Raw genomic sequence first — 22,841 nt, 5'->3', positions numbered from 1 at the left:
ACGAGAGGGTGCGGGGTGGTACGCCTGGATCAGGCGCCGGTGCCGCCGCCGCCCGGGATGCCCGACGCGACCGAGATGATCTCGTCGATGAGGCCGTACTCCTTGGCCTCCTCGGCGGTGTACCAGCGGTCGCGGTCGCCGTCGCGGATGATCGTCTCCACGGTCTGGCCGGAGTGGTGGGCGGTGATCTCGGCCATCCGCGTCTTCGTACGGAGCAGGTACTGCGCCTGGATCTTGATGTCCGAGGCGGTACCGCCGATGCCGGCCGAGCCCTGGTGCATGAGGATGTCGGTGTTCGGGAGCGCGAAGCGCTTGCCCGCCGTGCCGCCGGTGAGCAGGAACTGGCCCATCGAGGCCGCCATGCCCATACCGATGGTGACCACGTCGTTCGGGATGTACTGCATGGTGTCGTAGACCGCCATGCCGGCCGTCACCGAACCGCCGGGGCTGTTGATGTAGAGGTAGATGTCCTTGTCGGGTTCCGCGGCAAGGAGCAGGAGCTGTGCGGTGATCTTGTTGGCGATGTCATCGTCGACCTGCTGACCGAGGAAGATGATGCGCTCGCCGAGCAGTCGGCTGTAGACCTGGTCACCGAGGCCTCCACCGAGGGACGGCTCTCCGGCGGCGTAGGGCATCAGATTCGTCACGTATCCACCTGCTCGTCTCTGACGGCTCCGGCCGTCTCAGCGTCTTCGTACCGGATAGGCCGGGACTACCCGACCCTTCCTCTTCATGGACCCTAACGCGCAGGTGGGACAACGCCATCCCGCTTCCCCAACTGTTCGCTGGGAGCGCAAGGTGAGCAGTCCGCACAAGGGTCCCCGGGGTGCGCCACCGGGGCGCGGGCCGACACGGCGGCGGGCCCCGGACGCGGTACGTCCGGGGCCCGCCGTGCGGATCAGCTCAACGGTCGGAGCGAGGCTCAGGCCTCGTTCTTCTCGTCCTTCTTCTCGTCGGCCGCCTCTGTGGTGTCCTCGGCGGCCTCGGCCGTCTCGGTGACCTCTTCCTCGTCGTCCTCGAGGTCGACGACCTCACCGTTGGTGTCGACGACCTTGGCGGCCTCGACGACGACGGCGAGCGCCTTGCCGCGGGCGACCTCGCCGACGAGCATCGGCACCTGGCCGCCTTCGACGACGGCCTGGGCGAACTGGTCGGGGCTCATGCCGGAGGAAGCCGCGCGCCGCATGAGGTGCTCGGTGAGCTCCTCCTGGTTGACGTTCAGCTTCTCCTTGTTGACGAGCTCGTCAAGGATGAACTGGGTCTTGATGCCCTTGACGGCCTGCTCGGAGGTCTCGTTCTCGAACTCCTCCAGGGTCTTGCCCTGGATCTCGAGGTACTTCTCCAGGTCGAGACCCATCTGGCCGAGCTGGTGGTGCTCCAGGTTGTGCTTGCGGGTCTGGACCTCGTCCGCGAGGAGCTTCTCGGGGATCGGGACCTCGGCCAGCTTCAGCAGCTCCTCCAGGACGCGCTCCTGGGCCTGGGTGGCCTGGTCGTACTGCTTGGTGTTCTCCAGGCGCTTGCGGCTGTCCTCGCGGAGCTCGGCGAGCGTGTCGAACTCGCTCGCCATCTGCGCGAAGTCGTCGTCCAGCTCGGGCAGTTCGCGGGAGGCGACGGCGGTGACCCTGACGGTGACCTCCGCCTCCTTGCCCTCGGCGGAGCCACCCTTCAGCTCGGAGGTGAAGGTGGCCTCGCCACCGGCCTCCAGACCGGTCACGGCCTCGTCGATGCCTTCGAGGAGCTCACCGGAACCGATGGTGTACGAGACACCCGCGGCCACGCCGTCCTCGAGGACCTCTCCGTCGACCTTGGCCTCCAGGTCGATCGTCACGACGTCGCCCTCGGCGGCGGCACGCTCGACCGGGTTGGTCGAGGCGAAGCGCTCGCGGAGCTGCTCCACGGCCTTCTCGACCTCTTCGTCGGTCACTTCGAGTGCGTCCACGGTGACCTCGATGCCGGAGTAGTCCGGGATCTCGATCTCGGGACGGACATCCACCTCGGCGGTGAAGGCCAGCAGTTCGCCGTCCTTGAGCTCGGTGATGTCAACCTCGGGCTGGCCCAGAACGTTGAGCTCACCCTCGTTGACAGCCTCGGTGTAGAACTTCGGGAGGGCGTCGTTGACGGCCTCCTCCAGCACAGCACCACGGCCGAACCGCTGGTCGATGACGCGGTTGGGGATCTTGCCCTTACGGAAGCCCTTCACCGTGACCTGCTGGTTGATCTTCTTGTACGCCGCGTCGAGGCTGTCCTTGAGCTCCTCGAAGGGCACCTCGATGCTGAGCCGAACCCGAGTCGGGTTCAGGGTCTCCACGGCGCTCTTCACGGTTCGGTCTCCTTGGTGGCTGACTTCTTGGGGTTCTGCTGGGCCGCCGAGAGGCGGCTTCGCGGATCGAGCCCGGTACATCAGACACACGGGCACGCAATTTGCATAGTAACGGCAAGGGGGAGGACTCCCACAATGCGATCTTGCTGGTGGTCGGGGTGGCCGGATTCGAACCGACGACCTTCCGCTCCCAAAGCGGACGCGCTACCAAGCTGCGCCACACCCCGTCGGTGCGACACGTAGGGTACATGCAGACGGGCGCCGAGTCGGCCGCTTTGCGCGGGCCGCCACCCGGGCCGTCACGAAGGCGCACCGATGCGGGTGTGCGCGCACCTTCCCCGACCCGCTACGATGCTTCCCGTACCGCGGTCCACCGGGCCTGCGGTGCGGTGCTTGCGGGCGTAGCTCAATGGTAGAGCCCTAGTCTTCCAAACTAGCTACGCGGGTTCGATTCCCGTCGCCCGCTCCAACGGCTCAGGGCCGGGCAGAGGATTTCTCCTCCGCCCGGCCCTGAGTGCGTGCGGGCCTCGTCCGGCGCGTCGCCCGTCGCCGGCAGGAGGACAGCGCGCCCCGCATCGCCTCGGCGATGCCCTGGTGCGGGGAACCTCTTACGGGCGGGCCATGGCGCAGGCGGGCGTGGCGCCCTTCCGGCCGGCCTCGCTCCCCCTGGCCGGCCCATGCCTGCGCCCCGGCCGGCGGACGTGCGCCGGGCCGGGACCTGTCGCGCCGCCTCAGAAGCTGATCTGGTTGATCGTCTCGGCTATCGAGTTCATGAATCTGTTGATCGAGGGCGCCATGCCCGTCGATGCCAGGAAGAAGCCGAAGAGCACGGCGACGACCGCCGGTCCGCCCTTGAGGGAACCGCCGCGGATGAACACCACCAGGACGATCCCCAGCAGAAGCACCACAGACAGTGAAATGGCCACGACTGATCACACCCTTGGTCGGTCCGCCTTGCCGGCCCGGTGGCGTGCGGCCCAGCACGCCTCCGTCGCGCCCATCGTGCCACCAACTCCCCCGTGGTCGCTGCCGGGTGAGGGAGAGAAATGGCCGGATCGCGCCATCCTCATGCCCGCTCGCACCCGGGTGCGATCCGGTACGCACGGGGCCCGGCGGGGGGCGGTACCGGCCGGGCGGCAAAACTGTGCGCCCGCTGTGCACAAGGGAGCTCGAATATCGATCGATGTGATCCTTTCCATATCCCCACACTTCATTCACAGCGATTTGCCAGGGATCTGTGCGATGAAATTCACCTTTCTCAACCGGTCGTCGATATGCCCCATTTAAACGGGATGAATCACCACGTAACACCCGGTTGGCGGTGGTTTCACTTTTGAATGACAGGGAACGCGCGATATCTCTTGAGAGTTTTACGCATGCCGACGGGCGGGTCTAAGGTGCATCAGATGTCCCCAGCTCCGAGCGAAATTCAGCGGGCCCCGATCACCCCGGAGAGCCGGGAGTCGGAGCCGAGACGTGAGCAGACCCCGGCCGCCCGGGGAGCCCTCTCCCCCGCCCCCCAGGAGGCTCCGGCCCGTGCTGCGGGGCCCTCCTCGGCCAAGCGCCGTGACGCGTACTTCGACAACGTGAAGTACCTCGCGATCGTGCTCGTCGCCGTGGCCCACGCATGGGAGCCGGTGATGGACGGCAGCCGCACGACACGAGCGCTGTACATGGTCGTGTACACGTTCCACATGCCGGCGTTCATCCTCGTCTCCGGCTACTTCTCGCGCTCGTTCGACATGAGCTCGGCCAAGGTCAAGCGCCTCGTCACCGGGGTCGTGGTGCCCTATGTGCTCTTCGAGACCGCGTATTCGCTCTTCAAGCGGTACGCGGGCGGCGCGGAGGACACCTCCGTCACCCTGCTGGACCCCCTGTTCCTCACCTGGTTCCTGATCGCCCTGTTCATCTGGCGGGTCACCACACCGCTGTGGCAGTCGCTGCGCCACCCGCTGCCGGTCGCCCTCGCCATCGCCGCGCTCGCCTCGGTGACCCCGGGCATCGGTGACGACCTGGATCTGCAGCGCGTCTGCCAGCTCCTGCCGTTCTTCGTGCTCGGCCTGCTGATGAAGCCGGAGCACTTCCAGCTGGTCCGGCGGCGCGAGGTGCGGCTCCTGGCCCTTCCGGTGTTCGCCGGGGCCCTGGCGTTCGCCTACTGGGCCGCGCCGCGCATGCGGCTCGGCTGGTTCTACCGCAGCAACAGCGCCCAGGAGATGGACTTCCAGTGGTGGACGGGGCCCGTGATGACCCTGGCGATGTTCGGCTGCGCGCTGCTGCTCACGGTCGCGTTCCTCGCCTGGGTTCCGCGCCGTCACATGTGGTTCACCGTGCTGGGCGCCGGGACGATCTGCGGCTACCTGCTGCACGGCTTCCTGGTGAAGGGGGCCGGCTACTACGGCCTGTTCGACCGTTACGAGTGGCTCACGGGGCCCGTGGGACTCGTTGCCGTCTCCCTCGTCGCTGCCGCCGCCGTGACCCTGCTCTGCACCCCGCCGGTCCGGCGTGTGCTGCGTTTCGCGACCGAGCCCGACATGAAGTGGGCCTTCCGCCGGAGCGCGGTCACGCGCTGAGCCTGTCCGGATCGGCCCCCTCCGGCGGGGACCGGTCCTGTCGGCGCGTCAGCCTGTGGCGGGGTTGGCTTGATCCCGCCGTTCGGGCGGCCCGACAGCATCATCGAGCCCCAACAGGGCGCGTACCTGCGCATACTTCTCGGTCAGCCGGGTACGGACCGCCGGCTCCAGGACCGCGAGCCGGTCCGGGTCCGCGTTGTGCGCCAGGTCCGACTCCTTGATCAGCAGCGCGCCGGGCGTGGCGAGAATCCGCCCGGTGTACCCGAAGAGGTCCTCGCCGTCCCGCTTGGTGACGGCGAGGACCATTTCTTTCACCCAGGGGGACAGGGGCGCCTCGTCCAGCCACTGCCGGGACAGGACACCGTCCTCGACCGCGTCGTGCAGCCAGGCGGCGGCCACCTGCTCCTCGCTGCCGCCCCGGATCCGTACGCCCTCGGCAACCGCGGCCAGGTGCTCGGCGTACGGGCGCCCCGCCTTGTCGGTCTGTCCGCAGTGGGCCCGGCGGGCGATCGCCTCCACCTGGGACAGGGTCAGATCCGGGTTCGGCATGGGCCGACTGTACGCCCGGCGCAGCGTTCTCCGACGGGTCGGGGGCCGTCCCGAATCGTTCGGTAAACTAATTACTGACGATTCCTTGACCCACTCTTGACCTACTGAAGGAGACAGGCTCATCGGACACGCAGACACGCTCATCGCCATGGGGGGCGCGTTCCTCGCGGCCGCCGTCCTCGCCCGGGTCGGCGGCCGCATCGGACTGCCGACCATCCCCTTGTTCATCCTCGCCGGGATCCTGCTCGGCCCGCACACCCCCGGAGTCGTCCTCCTCGACGATCCGCACGACCTGGAGATGCTCTCCGCGCTCGGTCTGGTGCTGCTGCTCTTCTACCTCGGTCTCGAATTCCATCTCGACGACCTGCGGACGGGCGGGCGCAGGATGGCGCTCGCCGGCGGTACCTATCTCGCCCTGAACGTCGGCGCGGGCCTCGGCTTCGGCTTCGCGCTGGGCTGGGGCACCTCGGAAGCTCTGGTGCTCGCGGGTGTGCTCGGCATCTCGTCGTCCGCGATCGTCACGAAGGTCCTGGTCGACCTCGGCCGGATCGGCAATCCGGAGACGCGGCCGATCCTCGGCATCATCGTCGTCGAGGACGTCTTCCTCGCCCTCTATCTGGCCGCTCTGCAGCCGATCCTGTCCGGTGCGGACAACCTCGGGGCGGCGGTGCTCGACGGCGGCAAGGCCTTCGGCTTCCTGCTGCTGCTCGCCGTGGTGGCCCGGTTCGGCACGAAGGTCGTCGGCAAGCTGTTCGACACCAAGGACGACGAGCTACTCGTCATCTCCTTCCTCGGCGCCGCCGTCTTCGTGGCCGGGATATCCGAGTGGTTCGGGGTCGCCGACGCGATCGGCGCGTTCATGGTCGGCCTGATGCTGGGCAGCACCGCTTCCGGCGCACGCATCATGAAGCTGGTGCATCCGCTGCGGGACGCGTTCGGCGCGATCTTCTTCTTCGCCTTCGGGCTGTCCATCGACCCCGGTGACCTGCCGGGCGTGGTGTGGCCGGTCCTGGCGGCCGTCGCGGTGACCGTGGCGATGAACGTCCTCGCCGGGATGGCCACGGCCAGGATCTACGCCTTCGGCCCGAAGGCCACGGCGAACATCTCCACCACCCTGCTGGCGCGCGGTGAGTTCGCGCTGATCCTCGCCACGATGGCTGCGGGTGCGGGCCTGGACGAACGGCTCCCCCCGTTCATCGCCGGATATGTGCTCCTGCTCGCGGTCCTGTCCCCCCTGGCGGCCGGCCGCTCCCACTGGCTCGCCCGGATCCTGCCCGGAGGGCGCACGCGGGACCAGGAGGCCGTACCGGTCTGAGGTGCGGACGACCCGGGTGCGGGGCCGCGGCCGCGTACCCGGGACGACGCATCCGGGAGGGCGCATCCGTCACGCCTTCACGTCCGGGTGACGATCGGGGCCCCGGCTTGACGGCCGTACCGTTTCCACCACTTCCGCACGGTTCAGCTCCGGCGGGACAGCAGCAGGAGCGCGCGGTCGTCGTTGACGTCCTTCGCGCAGGCTTCGATCAGATGCCAGGCTGCGCCCTCGAAGCCCGTGGCGACGTAACGGTCGGCCTCCCCGGTCAGCCGGTCGATGCCCTCGGCGATGTCCCGGTCGGACGCCTCCACCAGACCGTCCGTGAAGAGCATCAGTACGTCCCCGGGCGCCAGCGAGCCCTTCACCGCGTCGAACTGCGCTCCGTCGTACACCCCGAGCAGGGGGCCCTCGGCGGCCTTCTCCTCCCACCGTCCGCTGCCGGCGTGCAGCTGCAGTGCGGGGGGATGGCCCGCCGAGAGGAGTTCGTAGTCGCCGGAGTCCAGGTCCAGGACGAGGTGGATGGAGGTGGCGAAGCCCTCGTCCCAGTCCTGGCGCAGCAAGTAGCCGTTGGCCGCGGGCAGGAAGCCGTGCGGCGGCAGGGAGCCCAGGAGGCCCCCGAAGGCTCCGGACAGCAGCAGGGCGCGGGATCCCGCGTCCATGCCCTTGCCGGAGACATCGGTGAGCACGACTTCCAGGGTGCGTCCGCCGTTGGTGCGGGCGGCGACGACGAAGTCGCCGGAGAAGGACTGGCCGCCCGCCGGGCGGAGAGCCATCTCGCGGTGCCAGCCCTCGGGGAGCCGTGGCAGGGCGCTCTGGACCCGGATCCGCTCACGCAGGTCGAAGAGCATCGTGCCGCCGCGTCGCCACGGCACCCCGACCCGGGCCCGGAACTGGGCGAGCACCAGTCCGAGGAAACCGCAGGCCGCAACGGTCAGGACGGTGCCCGGTGTGACCCGGGCGGGCCCCTCCGCGTAGGGGCCGAGGGCGAGGGACTCCACGATCAGGGCGGCGGCCGCGGTCGCGTAGAGACCGAGCAGGCTGGCCGGCCGCAGCAGCAGGCCGCCCGCGACGATCGGAAGGGTCAGGGCGGCCGGTGAGCACCACACCGGGTTGAGCAGCGTGGCGCCGGTGATCACCGGGATGACGGCCAGCAGACCGGCCAGGGCTATCCAGTCGGAACCGTCACCGCGGAAATAGTCGACGCCGGACCTGCGCAGCGCGACGCGCGCCCGGTGCGCTGATCTTCGCCACCGGGCGGGGTAGGTGTCTGCTCCTCTGCGACGGGCCATTGCCGGGACTTTATCCACCCGACGGCCTCCGGTGCAGGGGTACCCGGTGACCAGGTGTTCGAAGCGGGGTCGCCCGGGTGCCTGGCGGCCCGGTACGCCCGGGTGCCTAGCGGCCGGGCACGGGCGGTTGGCAGGCCGGGCACCAGAAGAGGTTGCGGGCCGCCAGGCCGGCCTTGCGGACCTCGGTGCCGCAGAGGTGGCACGGCTGCCCGGCCCGCCGGTAGACGTAGACCTCGCCGCCGTGGTCGTCGACCCGCGGGGGCCTGCCCATGGCCTCCGGCAGGTGTTCGGGGCGGACGGTGTCGATGCGGTTGTTCCGCACGCCCTCACGCATCAGGGCGCCGAGGTCAACCCAGAGCGCGTCCCACTCGCCCCTCGTGAGGTCCTTGCCCGGGCGGTACGGGTCGATGCCGTGCCGGAAGAGGACCTCGGCGCGGTAGACGTTGCCGACGCCCGCGACGATCTTCTGGTCCATCAGCAGGGCGGCGACCGTGACGCGGCTGCGGGAGATCCGCTGCCAGGCCCGCTCGCCGTCCTCGTCGGCGCGCAGCGGGTCCGGGCCGAGCCGGTCGTGTACGGCGCGCTTCTCGGGGCCCGTGATCAGGGCGCAGGTGGTGGGGCCGCGCAGATCGGCGTGGTGGGTGTCGTTGAGCAGGCGCAGCCGGACCGTGCCGGTGGGCGGCGGCGCCGGAGCCGTGCCGAAGCCGAGCTTGCCGAAGAGGCCGAGGTGGATGTGGACCCAGGCCGAGCCCTCGAAGCCGAGGAAGAGGTGCTTGCCGTGGGCGTCGGCGCCGGTGAAGGTCCGCCCGTCCAGCAGTGCCGCGCTGTCGGCGAACTTCCCCTGGGGGCTGCTCACCCGCGCCGGGCGTCCCGCGAACCGCTCCTGGTGGTCGGCGGCGAGGCGGTGGATCGTATGCCCTTCGGGCACGGCGGGTCTCCTGGTGACGCGCTCGTGCCGCCGGGTACGGACCCGGCGGCACGAGGGGAAGCGGGTGCGGGGCCTTCAGTCCTGCTGCGGGTGGTGGGCCGGGACCGGGGGGAGGTCGCCGGTCTCCTCGTACGCCGAGAGCATCTCGATGCGGCGGGTGTGGCGCTCCTCGCCCGAGTACGGGGTGGCGAGGAAGATCTCGACGAACTTGGTGGACTCCTCCACCGTGTGCATCCGTCCGCCGATGGCCACCACGTTGGCGTCGTTGTGCTCACGGCCGAGCGCTGCGGTCTGCTCGCTCCAGGCGAGTGCGGCGCGGACGCCCTTGACCTTGTTCGCGGCGATCTGCTCGCCGTTCCCGGAGCCGCCGATGACGATCCCGAGGCTGCCCTTGTCCGCGGCCGTCCGTTCGGCGGCGCGGAGGCAGAACGGCGGGTAGTCGTCCTGGGCGTCGTAGATGTGGGGACCACAGTCGACGGCCTCGTGGCCGTGGGCCGTGAGCCACTCGACGAGGTGGTTCTTCAGTTCGAAACCGGCATGGTCGGAGCCGAGGTACACGCGCATGGTGTGAAGTGTGGCACGGGCCGCGCGGGGTAGCCGTCAGCGGGGTCGGGACCCACCGGGCCGGGTCCGGTCCGGTTCCTGTGTGCCATGCCACTCGGACAACGATCGGGTCAAGGAACTGGATGAGGGACTTCCGTTTCTGGCGCAGATCGGGCTTGAATGCGTGGCCTTGTCTTTCGCACCACCCCTCGCGAAGGCAACACCGACACACGTGATCAGAAAACTTAAGGATTCGATCCATGACGTCGCACACGACTCTGGCTGGACCGGGCCAACAGCCCGGTGAGCCGGGAAAGCCGGACTCCCCGGACGGGCTCCAGGCCGGTCTCAAGAACCGCCACCTCTCGATGATCGCCATCGGTGGCGTGATCGGAGCGGGCCTCTTCGTCGGCTCCGGTGCCGGTATCGCCGCCGCGGGACCGGCCATTCTCCTGTCGTACGCGCTGGTCGGCCTGATGGTCGTCTTCGTCATGCGGATGCTCGGCGAGATGGCCGTCGCCCGGCCGAGCTCCGGCTCCTTCTCCGCGTATGCCGACCGGGCCCTGGGCCGCTGGGCCGGCTTCTCCATCGGCTGGCTGTACTGGTTCTTCTGGGTCGTGGTGCTCGCCGTCGAGGCCACGGCGGGTGCCAAGATCCTGGAGAGCTGGGTCCCCGGCGTACCGCAGTGGGCGTGGGCCCTGATCGTCATGGTGGTGCTCACGGCGACCAACCTGGTCTCCGTCGGCTCCTACGGTGAGTTCGAGTTCTGGTTCGCCGGGATCAAGGTCGTGGCCATCGGCGCGTTCGTCGTCGTCGGCCTGCTCGCCGTCTTCGGCATCCTGCCGGGTGCGGACAACGCGGGGTCGGGTCTCGCCCACCTCACGGACACCGGCGGGTTCTTCCCCGAAGGACCGGGGGCCATCCTCACGGGTGTGCTGATGGTCGTCTTCTCCTTCATGGGCAGCGAGATCGTGACGCTGGCGGCCGGTGAGTCCGAGGACCCGCGGCGCGCCGTCTCCAAGGCCACCAACAGTGTGATCTGGCGTATCGCCATCTTCTACCTGGGCTCGATCTTCGTCGTCCTCACCCTCCTGCCGTGGAACGACCCCTCGATCGTCGAGGACGGCTCCTACGTCGCCGCCCTGAACGCCATCGGCATCCCGCACGCCGGCCAGGTCATGGACGTCATCGTGCTGACCGCCGTGCTGTCCTGCCTCAACTCCGGTCTCTACACGGCCTCGCGCATGGCCTTCTCGCTGGGGCAGCGCGGGGACGCGCCCAGGGCGTTCGCCCGGGTGAACAAGCGGGGCGTGCCGCAGGCGGCGATCCTGTCGTCCGTCGTGTTCGGCTTCGTCGCCGTGTTCTTCAACTACCAGTGGCCCGACACGGTGTTCGCGTTCCTGCTGAACTCCTCCGGCGCGGTCGCCCTCTTCGTGTGGCTGGTGATCTGCTTCACCCAGCTGCGGATGCGCGGCATCATCCTGCGCGAGTCGCCCGAGAAGCTCGTCGTACGGATGTGGCTCTTCCCGTATCTGACCTGGGCGACGATCGCGATGATCTCCTTCGTCCTCGTCTACATGCTGACCGACGACGCCGGACGTGAGCAGGTGCTGCTCTCGCTGCTGGTCGCGGCCCTGGTCGTGGGGATCTCGCTGGTGCGCGAAGCCCGCAGCCGGAAGGCGGAGGCGGCGGCGCCGGCCGAGTGACCGGCGCGCCCGCCTGACGGCGGGTGCCAGGTGTGCCCGGAAGAGCGAGAGGCTCGCCGGTCCGTGTCGTGAACACGGACCGGCGAGCCTCTTCCGGTGGCGCCTGCGGCGTCAGCCGCGACGCCCGACGAGCTTCCAGGAGGCGGGCAGCGCGCCCATGGCCAGCGCGGCCTTGAGGGCGTCGCCCACCAGGAACGGCACCAGGCCGGCCGCGACGGCGGCGCTCATCGACATGCCGGTGGAGAGCGCCAGGTACGGCACGCCGACCGCGTAGATGATCAGGGAACCGACCGCCATGGTGCCCGCGGTGCGCAGGACGGACCGGTCGCCGCCGCGGCGGGCGAGACCGCCGACGACGGTGGCGGCGAGCAGCATGCCGAGGACGTAACCGAAGGACGCGCCGCCGGGGCCGGAGGTGCCCTCGGAGAACCACGGCACGCCGGCCATGCCGACGAGCGCGTACAGAGCGAGGGAGAGGAAGCCGCGGCGGGCACCGAGCGCGGTGCCGATGAGCAGCGCGGCGAAGGTCTGGCCGGTGACGGGGACCGGGGAGCCGGGGACGGGCACGGCGATCTGGGCCGCTATGCCGGTGAGGACGGCACCGCCGGCGACCAGCGCCGTGTCCACGGCGTAACGGTGCCGGGCTGCGGGCAGCAGGTCGGCGAGGACCGCTCCGGAACGGGCGGGGGCGGCAGCAGTGCTCATCGGGACTCCGCGGGTGAGGTCGGCAGGCAGGGACGGACTGAGGGTGACGTTAGCCGACGGAACATTGCCCGAACACCATCAGCCGCCCACAAAGCGGCGGTTGAGGGCTTAGTCGGGTTCGTACAAACAGCGTTGTGTACGCACTCATCGGCGTGATGCTGGTCACGAAGGTGGAGGTCTGCCCGGCCCTCCGTCCGGGGAGGGACATCACCCCGTGAGACTGTAGGTTCCCCATAAATGATCCGAGAGTGACCCCAGCTCATGCACGACGTGCCCCCCACGCACTCCCCCGGACCGCCCGAGCCCCTGGCCCCCGGTCTGAAACAGCGCCATCTCACGATGCTCGGCCTGGGCGGGGTGATCGGTGCCGGGCTCTTCGTCGGGTCGGGCGCCGGGATCGCGGTCGCCGGGCCGGCCGTCGTCGTCTCGTACCTGATCGCGGGCGCGCTCGTGATGCTGGTGATGCGGATGCTCGGCGAGATGTCGGCGGCGATGCCCGCCTCCGGCTCCTTCTCCGTCCACGCGGAGCGCGCGCTGGGCCGCTGGGCCGGTTTCGGCGTGGGCTGGCTCTACTGGTTCATGCTGGTGGTGGTGCTCGCCGTGGAGGCGACGGCGGCCGCGCAGATCGCACACGGCTGGGTGCCCGCGGTGGGTCAGTGGCTGTGGGTGCTGCTGTTCATGGTGGTGTTCACCGTGGCCAATCTGACGGCCGTGAAGAACTTCGGCGAGTTCGAGTTCTGGTTCGCCGCGCTCAAGGTGGCCGCGATCGTGGCCTTCCTCGTGCTCGGCCTGCTGGCCCTCCTCGGCGTGCTCCCGGACACCGGACCGGTGGGACAGGCGAACCTCACCGGCCAGGGCGGTTTCCTGCCGAACGGCTGGGACGGCGTGGTCTCCGGGGTGCTCACGGTCGTGTTCGCCTTCGGCGGGCTGGAGGTCGTGACGATCGCGGCCGCGGAGACCGACGATCCGGCACGCGCCGTGGGGCGTGCGGTGCGCAGCGCGGTGGTACGCATCCTCTTCTTCTACGTCGGTTCGATGCTGGTGATCGTGACCGTGCTCCCGTGGACGGCGCAGCAGGCCGGGCTGAGCCCGTACGTGAAGGTCCTGGACTCGATCGGGGTGCCGTCGGCCGGGCAGATCATGAACATCGTGGTGTTCGTGGCGCTGCTCTCGGCACTCAACGCCAATCTGTACGGCTCGTCCCGGATGATCTTCTCGCTGGCCGAGCGCGGCGAGGCGCCGCGCGGGCTGCTGAAGGTGTCCGGCGGCCGGGGCGGCGGGGGCGGGGTGCCCCGGCGGGCGGTGCTGGCGTCGGTGGCGTTCGGCTTCGTCTCCGTACTGCTCAATCTCAAGTGGCCCGACACCGTCTTCCTGTACATGCTCAACTCGGTCGGGGCGGTCCTGCTGTTCGTCTGGGGACTGATCGCCGCCTCGCAGCTCCGGCTGCGGCGCCGGCTGGAGCGGGAGGCACCGGGCGCCCTGGCCCTGCGGATGTGGTGCTTCCCCTATCTGACCTGGGTGACCCTGGCCGGCCTGCTGGCCGTCCTGGTGCTGATGCTCACCGATGACGCGGCCAGGCCGCAGGTGCTGTGGTCGGCGGGGGCCACCGGCCTCGTGCTGCTCGTCGCGGGGGTACGGGAGCTTACGGCGAAGCGGTAGGCAGGTGAGCACCTTGTGTGAGCCCGGTGACCGTATAGCGGACAACTGTTCCTCATGGGCGGGGCGCGTGGCCAGACTGTGGGCCGATCCCTGTCCCGACCAGTGAACAGAGTCTGTCCATGTCCCGGACCTCCGCACCGCCCCCACCGGGCGCCGCCCCCACCACCGACTCCGCGCTCACCCACGGCCTCAAGCAGCGCCATCTGTCGATGATCGCCCTGGGTGGTGTGATCGGGGCCGGGCTGTTCGTCGGCTCGGGCGCGGGCATCGCCGCGGCCGGCCCCTCGATCGTCATCGCGTACGGCATCTCCGGGCTGCTCGTCATGTTCGTGATGCGGATGCTCGGCGAGATGTCCGCGGCCAATCCCGCCTCCGGCTCCTTCTCCGTCCACGCGGAGCGGGCGATCGGGCCGTGGGCGGGCTTCACCGCCGGCTGGTCGTTCTGGGTGCTGCTCTGTGTCGCGGTCGGCCTGGAGGGCATCGGCGCCGCGCAGATCGTCACGGGCTGGCTGCCCGGTACACCGGAGTGGGCCTGGGTCGCCCTGTTCATGGTGATCTTCCTCGGCACGAATCTTGCCGCGGTCAAGAACTTCGGCGAGTTCGAGTTCTGGTTCGCCGCGCTCAAGGTCATCGCGATCACGCTCTTCCTGGTGCTGGGCCTCCTCGCGATCCTGGGCGTGCTGCCCGGCACGGACTCCCCCGGCACCGCGAACCTCACCGGCGACGGCGGCTTCATGCCGCACGGGTCCGAGGGCCTCATCATCGGCCTGCTCGCCTCCGTCTTCGCCTACGGCGGTCTGGAGACCGTCACCATCGCGGCGGCCGAGTCCGAGAACCCGGTGCAGGGCGTCGCCAAGGCGGTGCGTACGGCGATGTGGCGCATCGCGGTCTTCTACATCGGATCGATGGCGGTCATCGTGACCCTCGTGCCGTGGGACGACCCCAAGGTCGTCGAGGTCGGCCCCTTCTACGCGATGCTCGACCACCTCGGCATCGGCGGCGCCGCGGAGATCATGAACGTGGTCATCCTGGTCGCCCTGCTCTCCGCGATGAACGCCAACATCTACGGCTCCTCCCGCATGGCCTGCTCCCTCGTCGCACGCGGCCAGGGCCCGAAACTGCTCGGCAAGGTCTCCTCCGGCGTCCCGCGCAACGCCGTGTTCGCCTCCTCGGTCTTCGGCTTCCTGTGCGTGCTGCTCAGCTACTGGCGCCCCGAGGACGTCTTCCCGTGGCTCCTCAACATGATCGGCGCGGTGATCCTGGTCGTCTGGATCTTCATCGCCGTCTCCCAGCTGATCCTGCGCAGGCGGACGGAGCGCGAGGCCCCGGAGCGGCTCGTCGTCCGGATGTGGCTCTTCCCCGGCCTGACGATCGTGGCGCTGGCGGCCATGGCCGGCATCTTCGTCCTGATGCTGCGGCAGCCCGACACACGTGACCAGCTGCTGGCGACCGGGGCACTGACCGCGGTGCTGATCGTGATCGGCCTGGTGCGGCAGAAGCGGGCGGACCGCGCCGCGCCCGCCCAAAACTGAGTGCATGAGGCACGGTCCTTCTGCCAGGGTGCTCCCCATGAGTCCCCTCCCCGCAGATCCGGCCGTGCTGCACCCGGTGCCCGGGCAGCCGCGTGTGGTGCAGCTCCAGCCGCTGGTCACGTCCCCGCTCATCGAGGTCGGCGCGTACTCGTACTACGACGACCCCGATGACGCGACCGCGTTCGAGACCCGCAACGTGCTGTACCACTACGGTCCCGAGAAGCTCGTCATCGGCCGCTTCTGCGCGCTGGGCACCGGGGTGCGGTTCATCATGAACGGCGCCAACCACCGCATGGACGGCCCCTCCACGTTTCCGTTCCCCACCATGGGCGGCTCCTGGGCCGACCACTTCGACCTGCTGACCGGGCTCCCCGGCCGGGGCGACACCGTCGTCGGTCACGACGTGTGGTTCGGCCACCGGGTGACGGTGATGCCGGGCGTGCGGATCGGGAACGGCGCGATCGTCGCGGCCGGCTCCGTCGTCACGTCCGACGTGCCGGACTACGGCATCGTCGGCGGCAACCCGGCGAAGCTGTTGCGCACCCGCTACGACGACGCGGACATCGCCCGGCTCCTGGCCGTGGCGTGGTGGGACTGGCCGGCCGAGCACATCACGGCGCACATCCGCACCCTCATGTCCGGCAGCATCGACGACCTGGAGGCAGCCGCGCCTCAGCCGGGCTGAGCCCTCAGGAGCACCTCGCCCGCCCCCGTACGGACTCCGGCGGGCCGTGGAACACCGGGCGGGCCCGGGCAGCGAAGCACGGCGGCTCTCCCCGGGCCGCCCCGGCCGCGGCTGTACGCCTTCCTCCTCCGGTGCCTGCCGGGTGCCGTGCGCGTGGCCGTACACGAGGCGGCAAGGTTCCGTCCGCCCCGGCGTAATCCCGGGTGGCTTCGCTGGTGGCTCCGCGCCTACCGAGGAGCCCGCATGTCGTTCCAGCATCCGCGACGCCGCTCGATCCTTCTGGCCACGGCGGCCGTGTCCGCCGCCGCGGCGGCCCCCGCCGCCGCCTCCGAACCGCACGGGGGCCGAAGAGGCCCGCTCGTCATCGGCCACCGGGGCGCCGCCGGGTGGCGGCCCGAACACACCGCGTCCGCCTACACCTTCGCGGTGCGGGCCGGGGCCGACTGGATCGAGCCCGACCTCGTCCCCACCAAGGACCACGTCCTGGTGGTGCGGCACGAGAACGAGATCTCCGGCACCACGGACGTCGCCCGCCACCCGGAGTTCGCCGGCCGCCGCACCACGAAGACGGTCGACGGCCGTGCCGTCACCGGATGGTTCACCGAGGACTTCACCCTCGCCGAGCTGAAGACGCTGCGGGCGGTCGAGCGGCTCCCGCTGGTCCGCAACCGCAACACGGTCTTCGACGGCCGCGAGCAGATCATGACCTTCCAGGAGGTCGTCGACCTGGCCCGCGCCCTGTCCAGGGAGCACGGCCGCCGGATCACGGTCTTCCCGGAGACGAAGCACCCGGCGTACTTCCGCTCGGTCGGCCTGCCGCTGGAGCCGGAGCTCATCAGGCTCGTCCGCCGCAACCGGCTGACCGCCCGCGACTGCGTCGTCCAGTCCTTCGACCCGGCCGGCCTCCGCGAGGTGGCCGAGGCGCGCCTGGGCCTCCCGCTGTGGCAGGCGCTGGGGACGAGTGGCGGACCGTACGGCCATCCGGTCACGTACAAGGAGATGATGACGCCGGCGGGGCTGCGCGAGATCGCCTCGTACGCCCGGTGGATCGGCCCGGACAAGTCCTCGCTCGTCCCCCGCTCACCCTGCTGGAGGACGCCCACGCGGCCGGGCTGAAGGTCGGGGCGTACACCTTCCGCGCCGAGAACCAGTACCTGCCGGCCGCGTACCGCAAGGGCACCGCGCCGGACGACTTCGGCGACGCGTTCGCCGAGTACGCCTTCCACTTCGGCCGGGGTGTGGACGCCGTGGTGACGGACTTCCCCGACCTGGCGGCGCTCGCACGCGACGGTCTGCGGTCCTGGGACGAACGGCTGATCACTTCCGGGCCCTCCCCCTGCTAGCCTGCAATTGCCAATGAGTTGCAACAACCACCAGGTAGCAGTTGGAGGGTCCGACCCCATGGCCACGTACACGCTTCCGGAACTCCCCTACGACTACGCGGCGCTCGAACCGGTCATCAACCCGCAGATCATCGAGCTCCATCACGACAAGCACCACGCCGCGTACGTCAAGGGTGCGAACGACACCCTGGAGCAGCTGGAAGAGGCCCGCGACAAGGAGGCCTGGAGTTCGGTCAACGGCCTCCAGAAGAACCTCGCGTTCCATCTCTCCGGCCACATCCTGCACTCGATCTACTGGCACAACATGTCCGGCGACGGCGGCGGCGAGCCCCTCGCGGCGGACGGCGTGGGTGAGCTGGCGGACGCGATCACGGAGTCCTTCGGTTCGTACGCCGGCTTCAAGTCGCAGCTGACGAAGGCCGCGGCGACCACGCAGGGCTCCGGCTGGGGCGTCCTCGCCTACGAGCCGGTCAGCGGCCGACTGATCGTCGAGCAGGTCTACGACCACCAGGGCAACGTCGGACAGGGCTCGGTCCCGATCCTGGTGTTCGACGCCTGGGAGCACGCCTTCTACCTGCAGTACAAGAACCAGAAGGTGGACTTCATCGAGGCCATGTGGCGCGTCGTCAACTGGCAGGACGTGGCGAAGCGCTACGCCGCCGCCAAGGAGCGCGCGGACGTCCTGCTGCTCGCTCCCTGACGGGGCCGGGACCCGAGCGTCCTGCCTCGTGATCGTCTTCTCAGCCTTCACCGGGCAGGCGGATGAACGGAGAACCCCCGCGAGGACGTGACTCGCGGGGGTTCTCCCATGGTGCGGGGCGCGGTCCGTACGGCCGGGGGGCCGGTGCGGGCCGCGGCCGCCGGGGCGGCCGGATCAGTCGAAGACGGGCCCCTGCGTGCGGGTCCGCTTGATCTCGTAGAAGCCGGGGACCGACGCCACCAGCAGCGTGCCGTCCCAGAGCTTCGCCGCCTCCTCGCCCTTCGGGGCGGGGGTCACGACCGGGCCGAAGAAGGCGATCTGCTCGCCGTCGGCGCCGGGCACGGCGATGACCGGGGTGCCGACGTCCTGGCCGACCTTGTCGATGCCCTCCTGGTGGGAGGCGCGCAGCTCCTTGTCGTACGCGTCGGAATCCGCGTACTCCAGGAGTTCGGCCGGCAGGCCGACATCGGCCAGCGCGCCCGCGATCGCCTCGCGGGTGGGGCCCTCGCCGTTGTTGTGGAAGCGGGTGCCGAGGGCCGTGTACAGCGGGCCGACGATCTCGTCGCCGTGTTTCTGCTGGGCGGCGACGACGACACGGACCGGAGCCCACGCCTTGGTGCGCATCATGTCCTGGTACTCCTCGGGCAGCTCGTCGAGCCTGGGCTCGTTGAGCACGGCGAGGCTCATCACGTGCCAGCGCACCTCGACGTCGCGGACCTTCTCCACCTCCAGCATCCAGCGGGAGGTCATCCAGGCCCAGGGGCAGAGCGGGTCGAACCAGAAGTCGGCCGGAACCTTGCCGCCGGGCGTGCTGTTCTCGGGCATGTCTCTCCTCATGAGGTCGGTCTGCACCTGAGTGCCGGAACGCCACAGGGCACTCCCGCCATTCCCGCGCGCGGGCGCCGATCGTCGCATGGGAGGATCGAAGGTCTTCGAACGTGACACAAAGGAGTGCTCCGTGCCCGGTGAGAACCTGTCCCGCGACGAGGCCCGAGAGAGGGCCGAGCTGCTGACCGTCGACGGTTACGAGGTCGCCCTCGACCTCCGCTCCGCCGTCGGTGAGCCCGACGGGGGCGACGAGGCCGGTCCGCGCACCTTCCGCTCGCAGACCACGATCCGCTTCCGCGCCGCCCGTGCCGGCGCCTCCTCCTTCGCCGATCTGGTGGCCCCGTCCGTGAACGCGGTGACGCTGAACGGCAAGGACCTGGACCCCGCGGCCGTCTTCGACGGCACGAGGATCGCGCTGGAGGAGCTCGCCGACGGCGAGAACGTCCTGGTGGTCGACGCGCAGTGCGCGTACAGCCGGACCGGTGAGGGCATGCACCGCTTCGTCGACCCGGAGGACGGTGAGGTCTACCTCTACACGCAGTACGAGCCGGCCGACGCACGGCGGGTCTTCGCCAACTTCGAACAGCCCGACCTCAAGGCGCCCTACCGCTTCGAGGTGACCGCGCCCGAGGGCTGGCAGGTCTGGAGCAACGGCGCACAGGAGTCGCAGGAGGGCGAGGTCCACCGGTTCGCGCGGACCCTGCCGATCTCCACGTACATCACGGCGGTCGTCGCGGGCCCCTACCACTACGTGAGCGACCACTACACCCGTACGTTCGACGACGGCTCGAAGCTGGAGGTCCCGCTCGGCGCGATGTGCCGCAAGGGGCTCGCGCCCCACTTCGACGCGGATGACGTCTTCCGGATCACCAGGCAGGGCCTGGACTTCTTCCACGACCACTTCGACTACCCGTACCCCTTCGGGAAGTACGACCAGGCGTTCGTGCCGGAGTACAACCTCGGCGCCATGGAGAACCCCGGTCTCGTCACCTTCCGCGAGGAGTACATCTACCGCGGCAAGGTCACCTCGGCCTCCTACGAGCGGCGCGCCAACGTCATCCTGCACGAGATGGCGCACATGTGGTTCGGCGACCTGGTCACCATGCAGTGGTGGGACGACCTGTGGCTGAAGGAGTCCTTCGCCGACTTCATGGGGACGTTCTCGATGGTGGAGGCGACCCGCTTCACCGACGGCTGGATCACCTTCGCCAACAACCGCAAGGCGTGGGCCTACCGCGCCGACCAGCTTCCGTCCACGCACCCGGTCACGGCCGACATCCGTGACCTGGAGGACGCCAAGCTGAACTTCGACGGCATCACGTACGCCAAGGGCGCCTCGGTGCTCAAGCAGCTCGTGGCGTACGTGGGACGGGAGGCGTTCCTGGAGGGCGCGCGCCGCTACTTCGAGCGGCACGCCTACGGCAACACGCGGCTGGGCGATCTGCTGGCGGTGCTGGCCGAGACGTCCGGGCGCGACATGACGGCCTGGTCGCGCGCGTGGCTGCAGACGGCGGGGGTCAACGTCCTCACGCCGGTCGTGACGTACGACGACGAGGGCCGGGTCGCGGAGCTCTCCGTGGTCCAGGAGGCCGCGGCCTCCCACCCCGAGCTCAGGCCGCACCGGGTGGCGGTGGGCCTGTACCGGCTCTCGCCCGAGGGGGAGCTGGTGCGGTACGCCCGTGCCGGGACCGATGTCGCCGGGGAGCGCACCGTGGTCGCGGAGCTGGCCGGGTCCGAGAGGCCCGACCTGGTCCTGGTCAACGACGACGACCTGACGTACTGCAAGGTCCGCTTCGACGAGGTGTCCCTGGCCACCCTGCGCGAGCACCTCGGTGACATCACCGACCCCCTCGCCCGGGCACTGTGCTGGTCCGCGCTGTGGAACCTGACGCGGGACGCGGTCCTGCCGGCCCGGGAGTTCGTGTCGCTGGTGCTGACGCACGCCGGCCGGGAGAGCGACATCGGTGTGCTCCAGATGCTGCACGCCTGGGCGCGGTCCGCGCTGGTGCACTACGCCGCGCCGGCCTGGCGCGAGGAGGGCGGCCGGGCGCTGGCCGGGGGCGCGCTGGCGGAGCTGCGGCGCGCGGAGCCGGGCAGCGAGCACCAGCTGACGTGGGCCCGGTTCTTCGCCGCCGCCGCGGCGTCGGACGCGGACTTCCGGCTGCTGGGCGAGCTGCTCGACGGCTCGGCCGTGATCGACGGCCTGGACGTCGACCAGGAGCTGCGGTGGGCGTTCCTGTTCCCCCTGGTGTCGCACGGCAGGGCCGGAGAGGCGGCGGTGGACGCCGAACTCGGCCGGGACGACACGGCGTCCGGCAAACGCCACCACGTGCGGTGCCTGGCCTCACGCCCCTCGGCGGCGGTCAAGGCGCAGGCGTGGGCGGCGGTCGTGGAGTCGGACAAACTGTCCAACGCCCTCGTCGGTGCGACGATCGCCGGCTTCGGGCAGCCCTCCCAGCGGGAGCTGCTGGCGCCGTACACGGCCTCGTACTTCGAGGCGATCGAACGGGTGTGGGACGAGCGGTCCATCCAGATCGGCATGGACGTGGTCAAGGGGCTGTTCCCCGGACTGCAGGACGACCCCGCGACCCTCACCGCGACCGACGCGTGGCTGACCTCGCACCCGGACGCGGCACCGGCGCTCCGGCGGCTGGTCCTGGAGGCGCGGGACGATCTGGCGCGGGCGCTGCGGGGGCAGGAGCGTGACGCGGCGGCCTGAGATTCCGGCGCGCGCTCCGCACATGTGTGCGGGGCGCGCGCCGTGCGATTTCCGCCGCTACCCCCCTTTTTCGACAGTCGAACTTCCGTGCTTTCGTACGACGTTGTCCTGGAATGTCGACGGACGTGTAACAGGGGTTACCGCGCCACGGGCCTGCGGGAACCTCCCCGGCATGACCCAGAACACCCCCGTGTCCCCGCGCCCCGTCCACGAAGTGAGCCACCGCGTGCAGTCCGCCGCGCAGCTGCGCGCCCACGGCGTGACCGCCGCGCAGACCGCCGCGCAGTGCCTGCCCGGCGGCCCGTGGCAGCAGCTGCTCCCCGGCGTGTACCTCCTGCACCCGGGGCCGCCCTCGGACGAGGACCGGGTGCGCGGCGCCCTGCTGTACGCCGGAAGGCCTCCGGCGGGCGGCCGCCGGGCCGTGCCCGTCCAGCCGGGGCCCGGCTACGGCGAGGCCATGGTCACGGGCCTGGCGGCCCTGGCGCTGTACGGTTTCGCGTCCGTGCCCCCGGCGGTCGCGCTCCACCGGATCGACGTCCTCGTGCCGCGCACCAGGCGGCTGCGCTCCACCCGGTTCGTCCAGGTGACCCGGGCCACCGTCCTGCCCCGGCCGCAGCGCAGGCTCGGGGTGCCGCTGGCTCCGGTGGAGCGGGCCCTGGCCGACGCGGTGGCCTGCCTCGCCGACGCCTCGGCGGTGGGCCGGATCCTGGTGGAGTCGGTGCGCGGCGGGCACTGCGAACCCTCGTCCGTCGTACGGGAGCTGAACGCCGCCGGGCTGCTGGGCCGCCCCCCTGTGGTGGACGCGGTCGAGGCGTTGCTCGCCGAGGGCCGGGCCGTGTCGGAGGGGAAGCTGTACGAGATGGTGCGCGCCCACGGCCTGCCCCAGCCGCTGTGGAACGTGGAGCTGTCGCTGCCGGGCGGCGGCTTCCTGGGGGGCGTGGACGCGTACTGGCCGGAGCAGGCGCTCGCGCTCGAACTGGGCACCCGCTCGCCCCGGGAGGAACACGTCACCTTCGCCGCCGAGCGGGAGCACCTGGAACGGCTCGGGATCACGGTGGTGCGGGTGGCGCCGAAGCAGCTGCGCGAGTCGGCGGCGCAGCTGTCGGTGGTGCTGCGTACGGCGATGATGGCGGCCGAGGACCGCGGCCCGGCCGCGTACGTGGTGGTCCTGCCCCGGTAAATGGCGCAATGGCAGCGTTGGCGGATCTACGCCATGTCCCTTTCTCGTCCCCGTCAGCCCTCCACAAACCCCTGTCTTTTACGAAAGGCTGAGCGGTCATCGGGTACCGAATTCCGGACTCTCTCCTTCTTTCACCACACAGGGATGCTGATGACCAAGGAATCCCCCAGCTCCATACCCGGGGCGAGACGCGCGGCGCGCATCGCGGCCGCCGCCGGTCTGGCGGCCGCGCTGGCCGCCTCCGGCGCCGTCCCGGCCTTCGCCGCCGAC

Annotated in this window: 18 protein-coding genes, 2 tRNA genes and 1 pseudogene; 11 read left to right on the top strand and 10 right to left on the bottom strand. The window is 70.3% G+C overall.

The window, feature by feature from the left end:
- Positions 1–29: 29 nt before the first annotated feature.
- The 3 genes from VN520_RS29050 to VN520_RS29040 all read right to left on the bottom strand — a co-directional run bounded on the left by VN520_RS29050 (position 30) and on the right by VN520_RS29040 (position 2,547).
- The gene (locus VN520_RS29050; protein WP_198959691.1) at positions 30–635 is read right to left on the bottom strand and encodes an ATP-dependent Clp protease proteolytic subunit; all 606 of its coding nucleotides are present in this window, start codon (positions 633–635) and stop codon (positions 30–32) included.
- A gap of 287 nt (positions 636–922) precedes the next feature.
- Positions 923–2,320, bottom strand: coding sequence for a trigger factor (gene tig, locus VN520_RS29045; protein WP_325749926.1), 1,398 nt, complete (start codon positions 2,318–2,320; stop codon positions 923–925).
- A 150-nt stretch (positions 2,321–2,470) separates the two neighbouring features.
- A tRNA-Pro gene (locus VN520_RS29040) sits at positions 2,471–2,547 on the bottom strand.
- Between the two features lie 168 nt (positions 2,548–2,715).
- Here VN520_RS29040 and VN520_RS29035 point away from each other — a divergent pair.
- Positions 2,716–2,789: transfer RNA gene (locus VN520_RS29035), tRNA-Gly, on the top strand.
- A 262-nt stretch (positions 2,790–3,051) separates the two neighbouring features.
- Here VN520_RS29035 and VN520_RS29030 read toward each other — a convergent pair.
- A complete protein-coding gene (locus VN520_RS29030; RefSeq protein WP_325749925.1) occupies positions 3,052–3,246 on the bottom strand; it encodes a hypothetical protein in 195 nt (64 codons plus the stop codon).
- A gap of 480 nt (positions 3,247–3,726) precedes the next feature.
- Here VN520_RS29030 and VN520_RS29025 point away from each other — a divergent pair, with 480 nt between their 5' ends.
- Entirely contained in the window at positions 3,727–4,890 is a 1,164-nt protein-coding gene (locus tag VN520_RS29025; RefSeq protein WP_325749924.1) for an acyltransferase family protein, read from the top strand.
- A 48-nt stretch (positions 4,891–4,938) separates the two neighbouring features.
- Here the strand turns inward: VN520_RS29025 and VN520_RS29020 are convergent, their stop codons facing one another.
- Positions 4,939–5,439, bottom strand: coding sequence for an HD domain-containing protein (locus VN520_RS29020; protein ID WP_325749923.1), 501 nt, complete (start codon positions 5,437–5,439; stop codon positions 4,939–4,941).
- Positions 5,440–5,587: 148 nt separating this feature from the next.
- On the opposite strand from VN520_RS29020, the gene VN520_RS29015 reads away from it, so the two are divergent.
- Positions 5,588–6,754, top strand: a complete 1,167-nt coding sequence (locus tag VN520_RS29015; protein WP_325749922.1) for a cation:proton antiporter — start codon at positions 5,588–5,590, stop codon at positions 6,752–6,754.
- A 143-nt stretch (positions 6,755–6,897) separates the two neighbouring features.
- Here the strand turns inward: VN520_RS29015 and VN520_RS29010 are convergent, their stop codons facing one another.
- The 3 genes from VN520_RS29010 to VN520_RS29000 all read right to left on the bottom strand — a co-directional run bounded on the left by VN520_RS29010 (position 6,898) and on the right by VN520_RS29000 (position 9,535).
- Complete coding sequence (locus VN520_RS29010; protein WP_325749921.1) at positions 6,898–8,043, bottom strand: PP2C family protein-serine/threonine phosphatase; 1,146 nt, start codon at positions 8,041–8,043, stop codon at positions 6,898–6,900.
- A 106-nt stretch (positions 8,044–8,149) separates the two neighbouring features.
- Complete coding sequence (locus VN520_RS29005) at positions 8,150–8,971, bottom strand: Fpg/Nei family DNA glycosylase (RefSeq protein WP_325749920.1); 822 nt, start codon at positions 8,969–8,971, stop codon at positions 8,150–8,152.
- Positions 8,972–9,046: 75 nt separating this feature from the next.
- A complete protein-coding gene (locus VN520_RS29000; RefSeq protein ID WP_325749919.1) occupies positions 9,047–9,535 on the bottom strand; it encodes a ribose-5-phosphate isomerase in 489 nt (162 codons plus the stop codon).
- Between the two features lie 239 nt (positions 9,536–9,774).
- On the opposite strand from VN520_RS29000, the gene VN520_RS28995 reads away from it, so the two are divergent.
- Positions 9,775–11,220: an amino acid permease gene (locus tag VN520_RS28995; RefSeq protein ID WP_325749918.1), complete on the top strand. Its 1,446-nt coding sequence runs from the start codon at positions 9,775–9,777 to the stop codon at positions 11,218–11,220.
- Positions 11,221–11,331: 111 nt separating this feature from the next.
- Here VN520_RS28995 and VN520_RS28990 read toward each other — a convergent pair whose 3' ends face one another.
- Complete coding sequence (locus VN520_RS28990) at positions 11,332–11,925, bottom strand: biotin transporter BioY (RefSeq protein ID WP_325749917.1); 594 nt, start codon at positions 11,923–11,925, stop codon at positions 11,332–11,334.
- 261 nt (positions 11,926–12,186) lie between these two features.
- Here VN520_RS28990 and VN520_RS28985 point away from each other — a divergent pair, with 261 nt between their 5' ends.
- The 5 genes and pseudogenes from VN520_RS28985 to VN520_RS28965 all read left to right on the top strand — a co-directional run bounded on the left by VN520_RS28985 (position 12,187) and on the right by VN520_RS28965 (position 17,844).
- Positions 12,187–13,584 (top strand): amino acid permease, encoded by a 1,398-nt coding sequence (locus VN520_RS28985; protein WP_325749916.1) that lies wholly within the window; start codon positions 12,187–12,189, stop codon positions 13,582–13,584.
- 119 nt (positions 13,585–13,703) lie between these two features.
- Positions 13,704–15,116 (top strand): amino acid permease, encoded by a 1,413-nt coding sequence (locus tag VN520_RS28980; protein WP_325749915.1) that lies wholly within the window; start codon positions 13,704–13,706, stop codon positions 15,114–15,116.
- A gap of 37 nt (positions 15,117–15,153) precedes the next feature.
- Entirely contained in the window at positions 15,154–15,801 is a 648-nt protein-coding gene (locus VN520_RS28975) for a CatB-related O-acetyltransferase (RefSeq protein WP_325749914.1), read from the top strand.
- A gap of 243 nt (positions 15,802–16,044) precedes the next feature.
- Positions 16,045–17,144 (top strand): annotated as a pseudogene (locus tag VN520_RS28970) (glycerophosphodiester phosphodiesterase family protein).
- 58 nt (positions 17,145–17,202) lie between these two features.
- Positions 17,203–17,844 carry a superoxide dismutase gene (locus tag VN520_RS28965; RefSeq protein ID WP_325749913.1) on the top strand — a complete coding sequence of 214 codons (642 nt, stop codon included), beginning with the start codon at positions 17,203–17,205 and terminating at the stop codon, positions 17,842–17,844.
- A gap of 174 nt (positions 17,845–18,018) precedes the next feature.
- Here the strand turns inward: VN520_RS28965 and VN520_RS28960 are convergent, their stop codons facing one another.
- A complete protein-coding gene (locus VN520_RS28960) occupies positions 18,019–18,669 on the bottom strand; it encodes a DsbA family protein (RefSeq protein WP_325749912.1) in 651 nt (216 codons plus the stop codon).
- A gap of 133 nt (positions 18,670–18,802) precedes the next feature.
- Between VN520_RS28960 and pepN the strand changes: the two genes are divergently transcribed.
- Both pepN and VN520_RS28950 read left to right on the top strand, forming a co-directional pair.
- The gene (gene pepN, locus VN520_RS28955) at positions 18,803–21,391 is read left to right on the top strand and encodes an aminopeptidase N (protein ID WP_325749911.1); all 2,589 of its coding nucleotides are present in this window, start codon (positions 18,803–18,805) and stop codon (positions 21,389–21,391) included.
- 172 nt (positions 21,392–21,563) lie between these two features.
- The gene (locus tag VN520_RS28950; RefSeq protein WP_325749910.1) at positions 21,564–22,571 is read left to right on the top strand and encodes a hypothetical protein; all 1,008 of its coding nucleotides are present in this window, start codon (positions 21,564–21,566) and stop codon (positions 22,569–22,571) included.
- Positions 22,572–22,841: the final 270 nt, after the last annotated feature.

Source organism: Streptomyces sp. (genome assembly GCF_035563135.1).
Taxonomy (GTDB): Bacteria; Actinomycetota; Actinomycetes; order Streptomycetales; family Streptomycetaceae; genus Streptomyces.
The sequence above is the reverse complement of the archived record's forward strand: the minus strand, read 5'-3'. Positions and strand labels throughout refer to the sequence as shown.

What these genes read in the sequence shown, in the direction of transcription:
- VN520_RS28980 (WP_325749915.1), top strand. Translation starts at nt 13,704, where the DNA reads ATGTCCCGGACCTCCGCACCGCCCCCACCGGGCGCCGCCCCCACCACC.
- VN520_RS28975 (WP_325749914.1), top strand. Translation starts at nt 15,154, where the DNA reads ATGAGTCCCCTCCCCGCAGATCCGGCCGTGCTGCACCCGGTGCCCGGG.
- VN520_RS28995 (WP_325749918.1), top strand. Translation starts at nt 9,775, where the DNA reads ATGACGTCGCACACGACTCTGGCTGGACCGGGCCAACAGCCCGGTGAG.
- VN520_RS29025 (WP_325749924.1), top strand. Translation starts at nt 3,727, where the DNA reads ATGTCCCCAGCTCCGAGCGAAATTCAGCGGGCCCCGATCACCCCGGAG.
- VN520_RS29050 (WP_198959691.1), bottom strand. Translation starts at nt 635, where the DNA reads ATGCCCTACGCCGCCGGAGAGCCGTCCCTCGGTGGAGGCCTCGGTGAC.
- VN520_RS29015 (WP_325749922.1), top strand. Translation starts at nt 5,588, where the DNA reads ATGGGGGGCGCGTTCCTCGCGGCCGCCGTCCTCGCCCGGGTCGGCGGC.
- VN520_RS29000 (WP_325749919.1), bottom strand. Translation starts at nt 9,535, where the DNA reads ATGCGCGTGTACCTCGGCTCCGACCATGCCGGTTTCGAACTGAAGAAC.
- VN520_RS29020 (WP_325749923.1), bottom strand. Translation starts at nt 5,439, where the DNA reads ATGCCGAACCCGGATCTGACCCTGTCCCAGGTGGAGGCGATCGCCCGC.
- VN520_RS28960 (WP_325749912.1), bottom strand. Translation starts at nt 18,669, where the DNA reads ATGCCCGAGAACAGCACGCCCGGCGGCAAGGTTCCGGCCGACTTCTGG.
- VN520_RS28985 (WP_325749916.1), top strand. Translation starts at nt 12,187, where the DNA reads ATGCACGACGTGCCCCCCACGCACTCCCCCGGACCGCCCGAGCCCCTG.
- VN520_RS29010 (WP_325749921.1), bottom strand. Translation starts at nt 8,043, where the DNA reads ATGGCCCGTCGCAGAGGAGCAGACACCTACCCCGCCCGGTGGCGAAGA.
- VN520_RS28950 (WP_325749910.1), top strand. Translation starts at nt 21,564, where the DNA reads ATGACCCAGAACACCCCCGTGTCCCCGCGCCCCGTCCACGAAGTGAGC.
- VN520_RS28990 (WP_325749917.1), bottom strand. Translation starts at nt 11,925, where the DNA reads ATGAGCACTGCTGCCGCCCCCGCCCGTTCCGGAGCGGTCCTCGCCGAC.
- VN520_RS28965 (WP_325749913.1), top strand. Translation starts at nt 17,203, where the DNA reads ATGGCCACGTACACGCTTCCGGAACTCCCCTACGACTACGCGGCGCTC.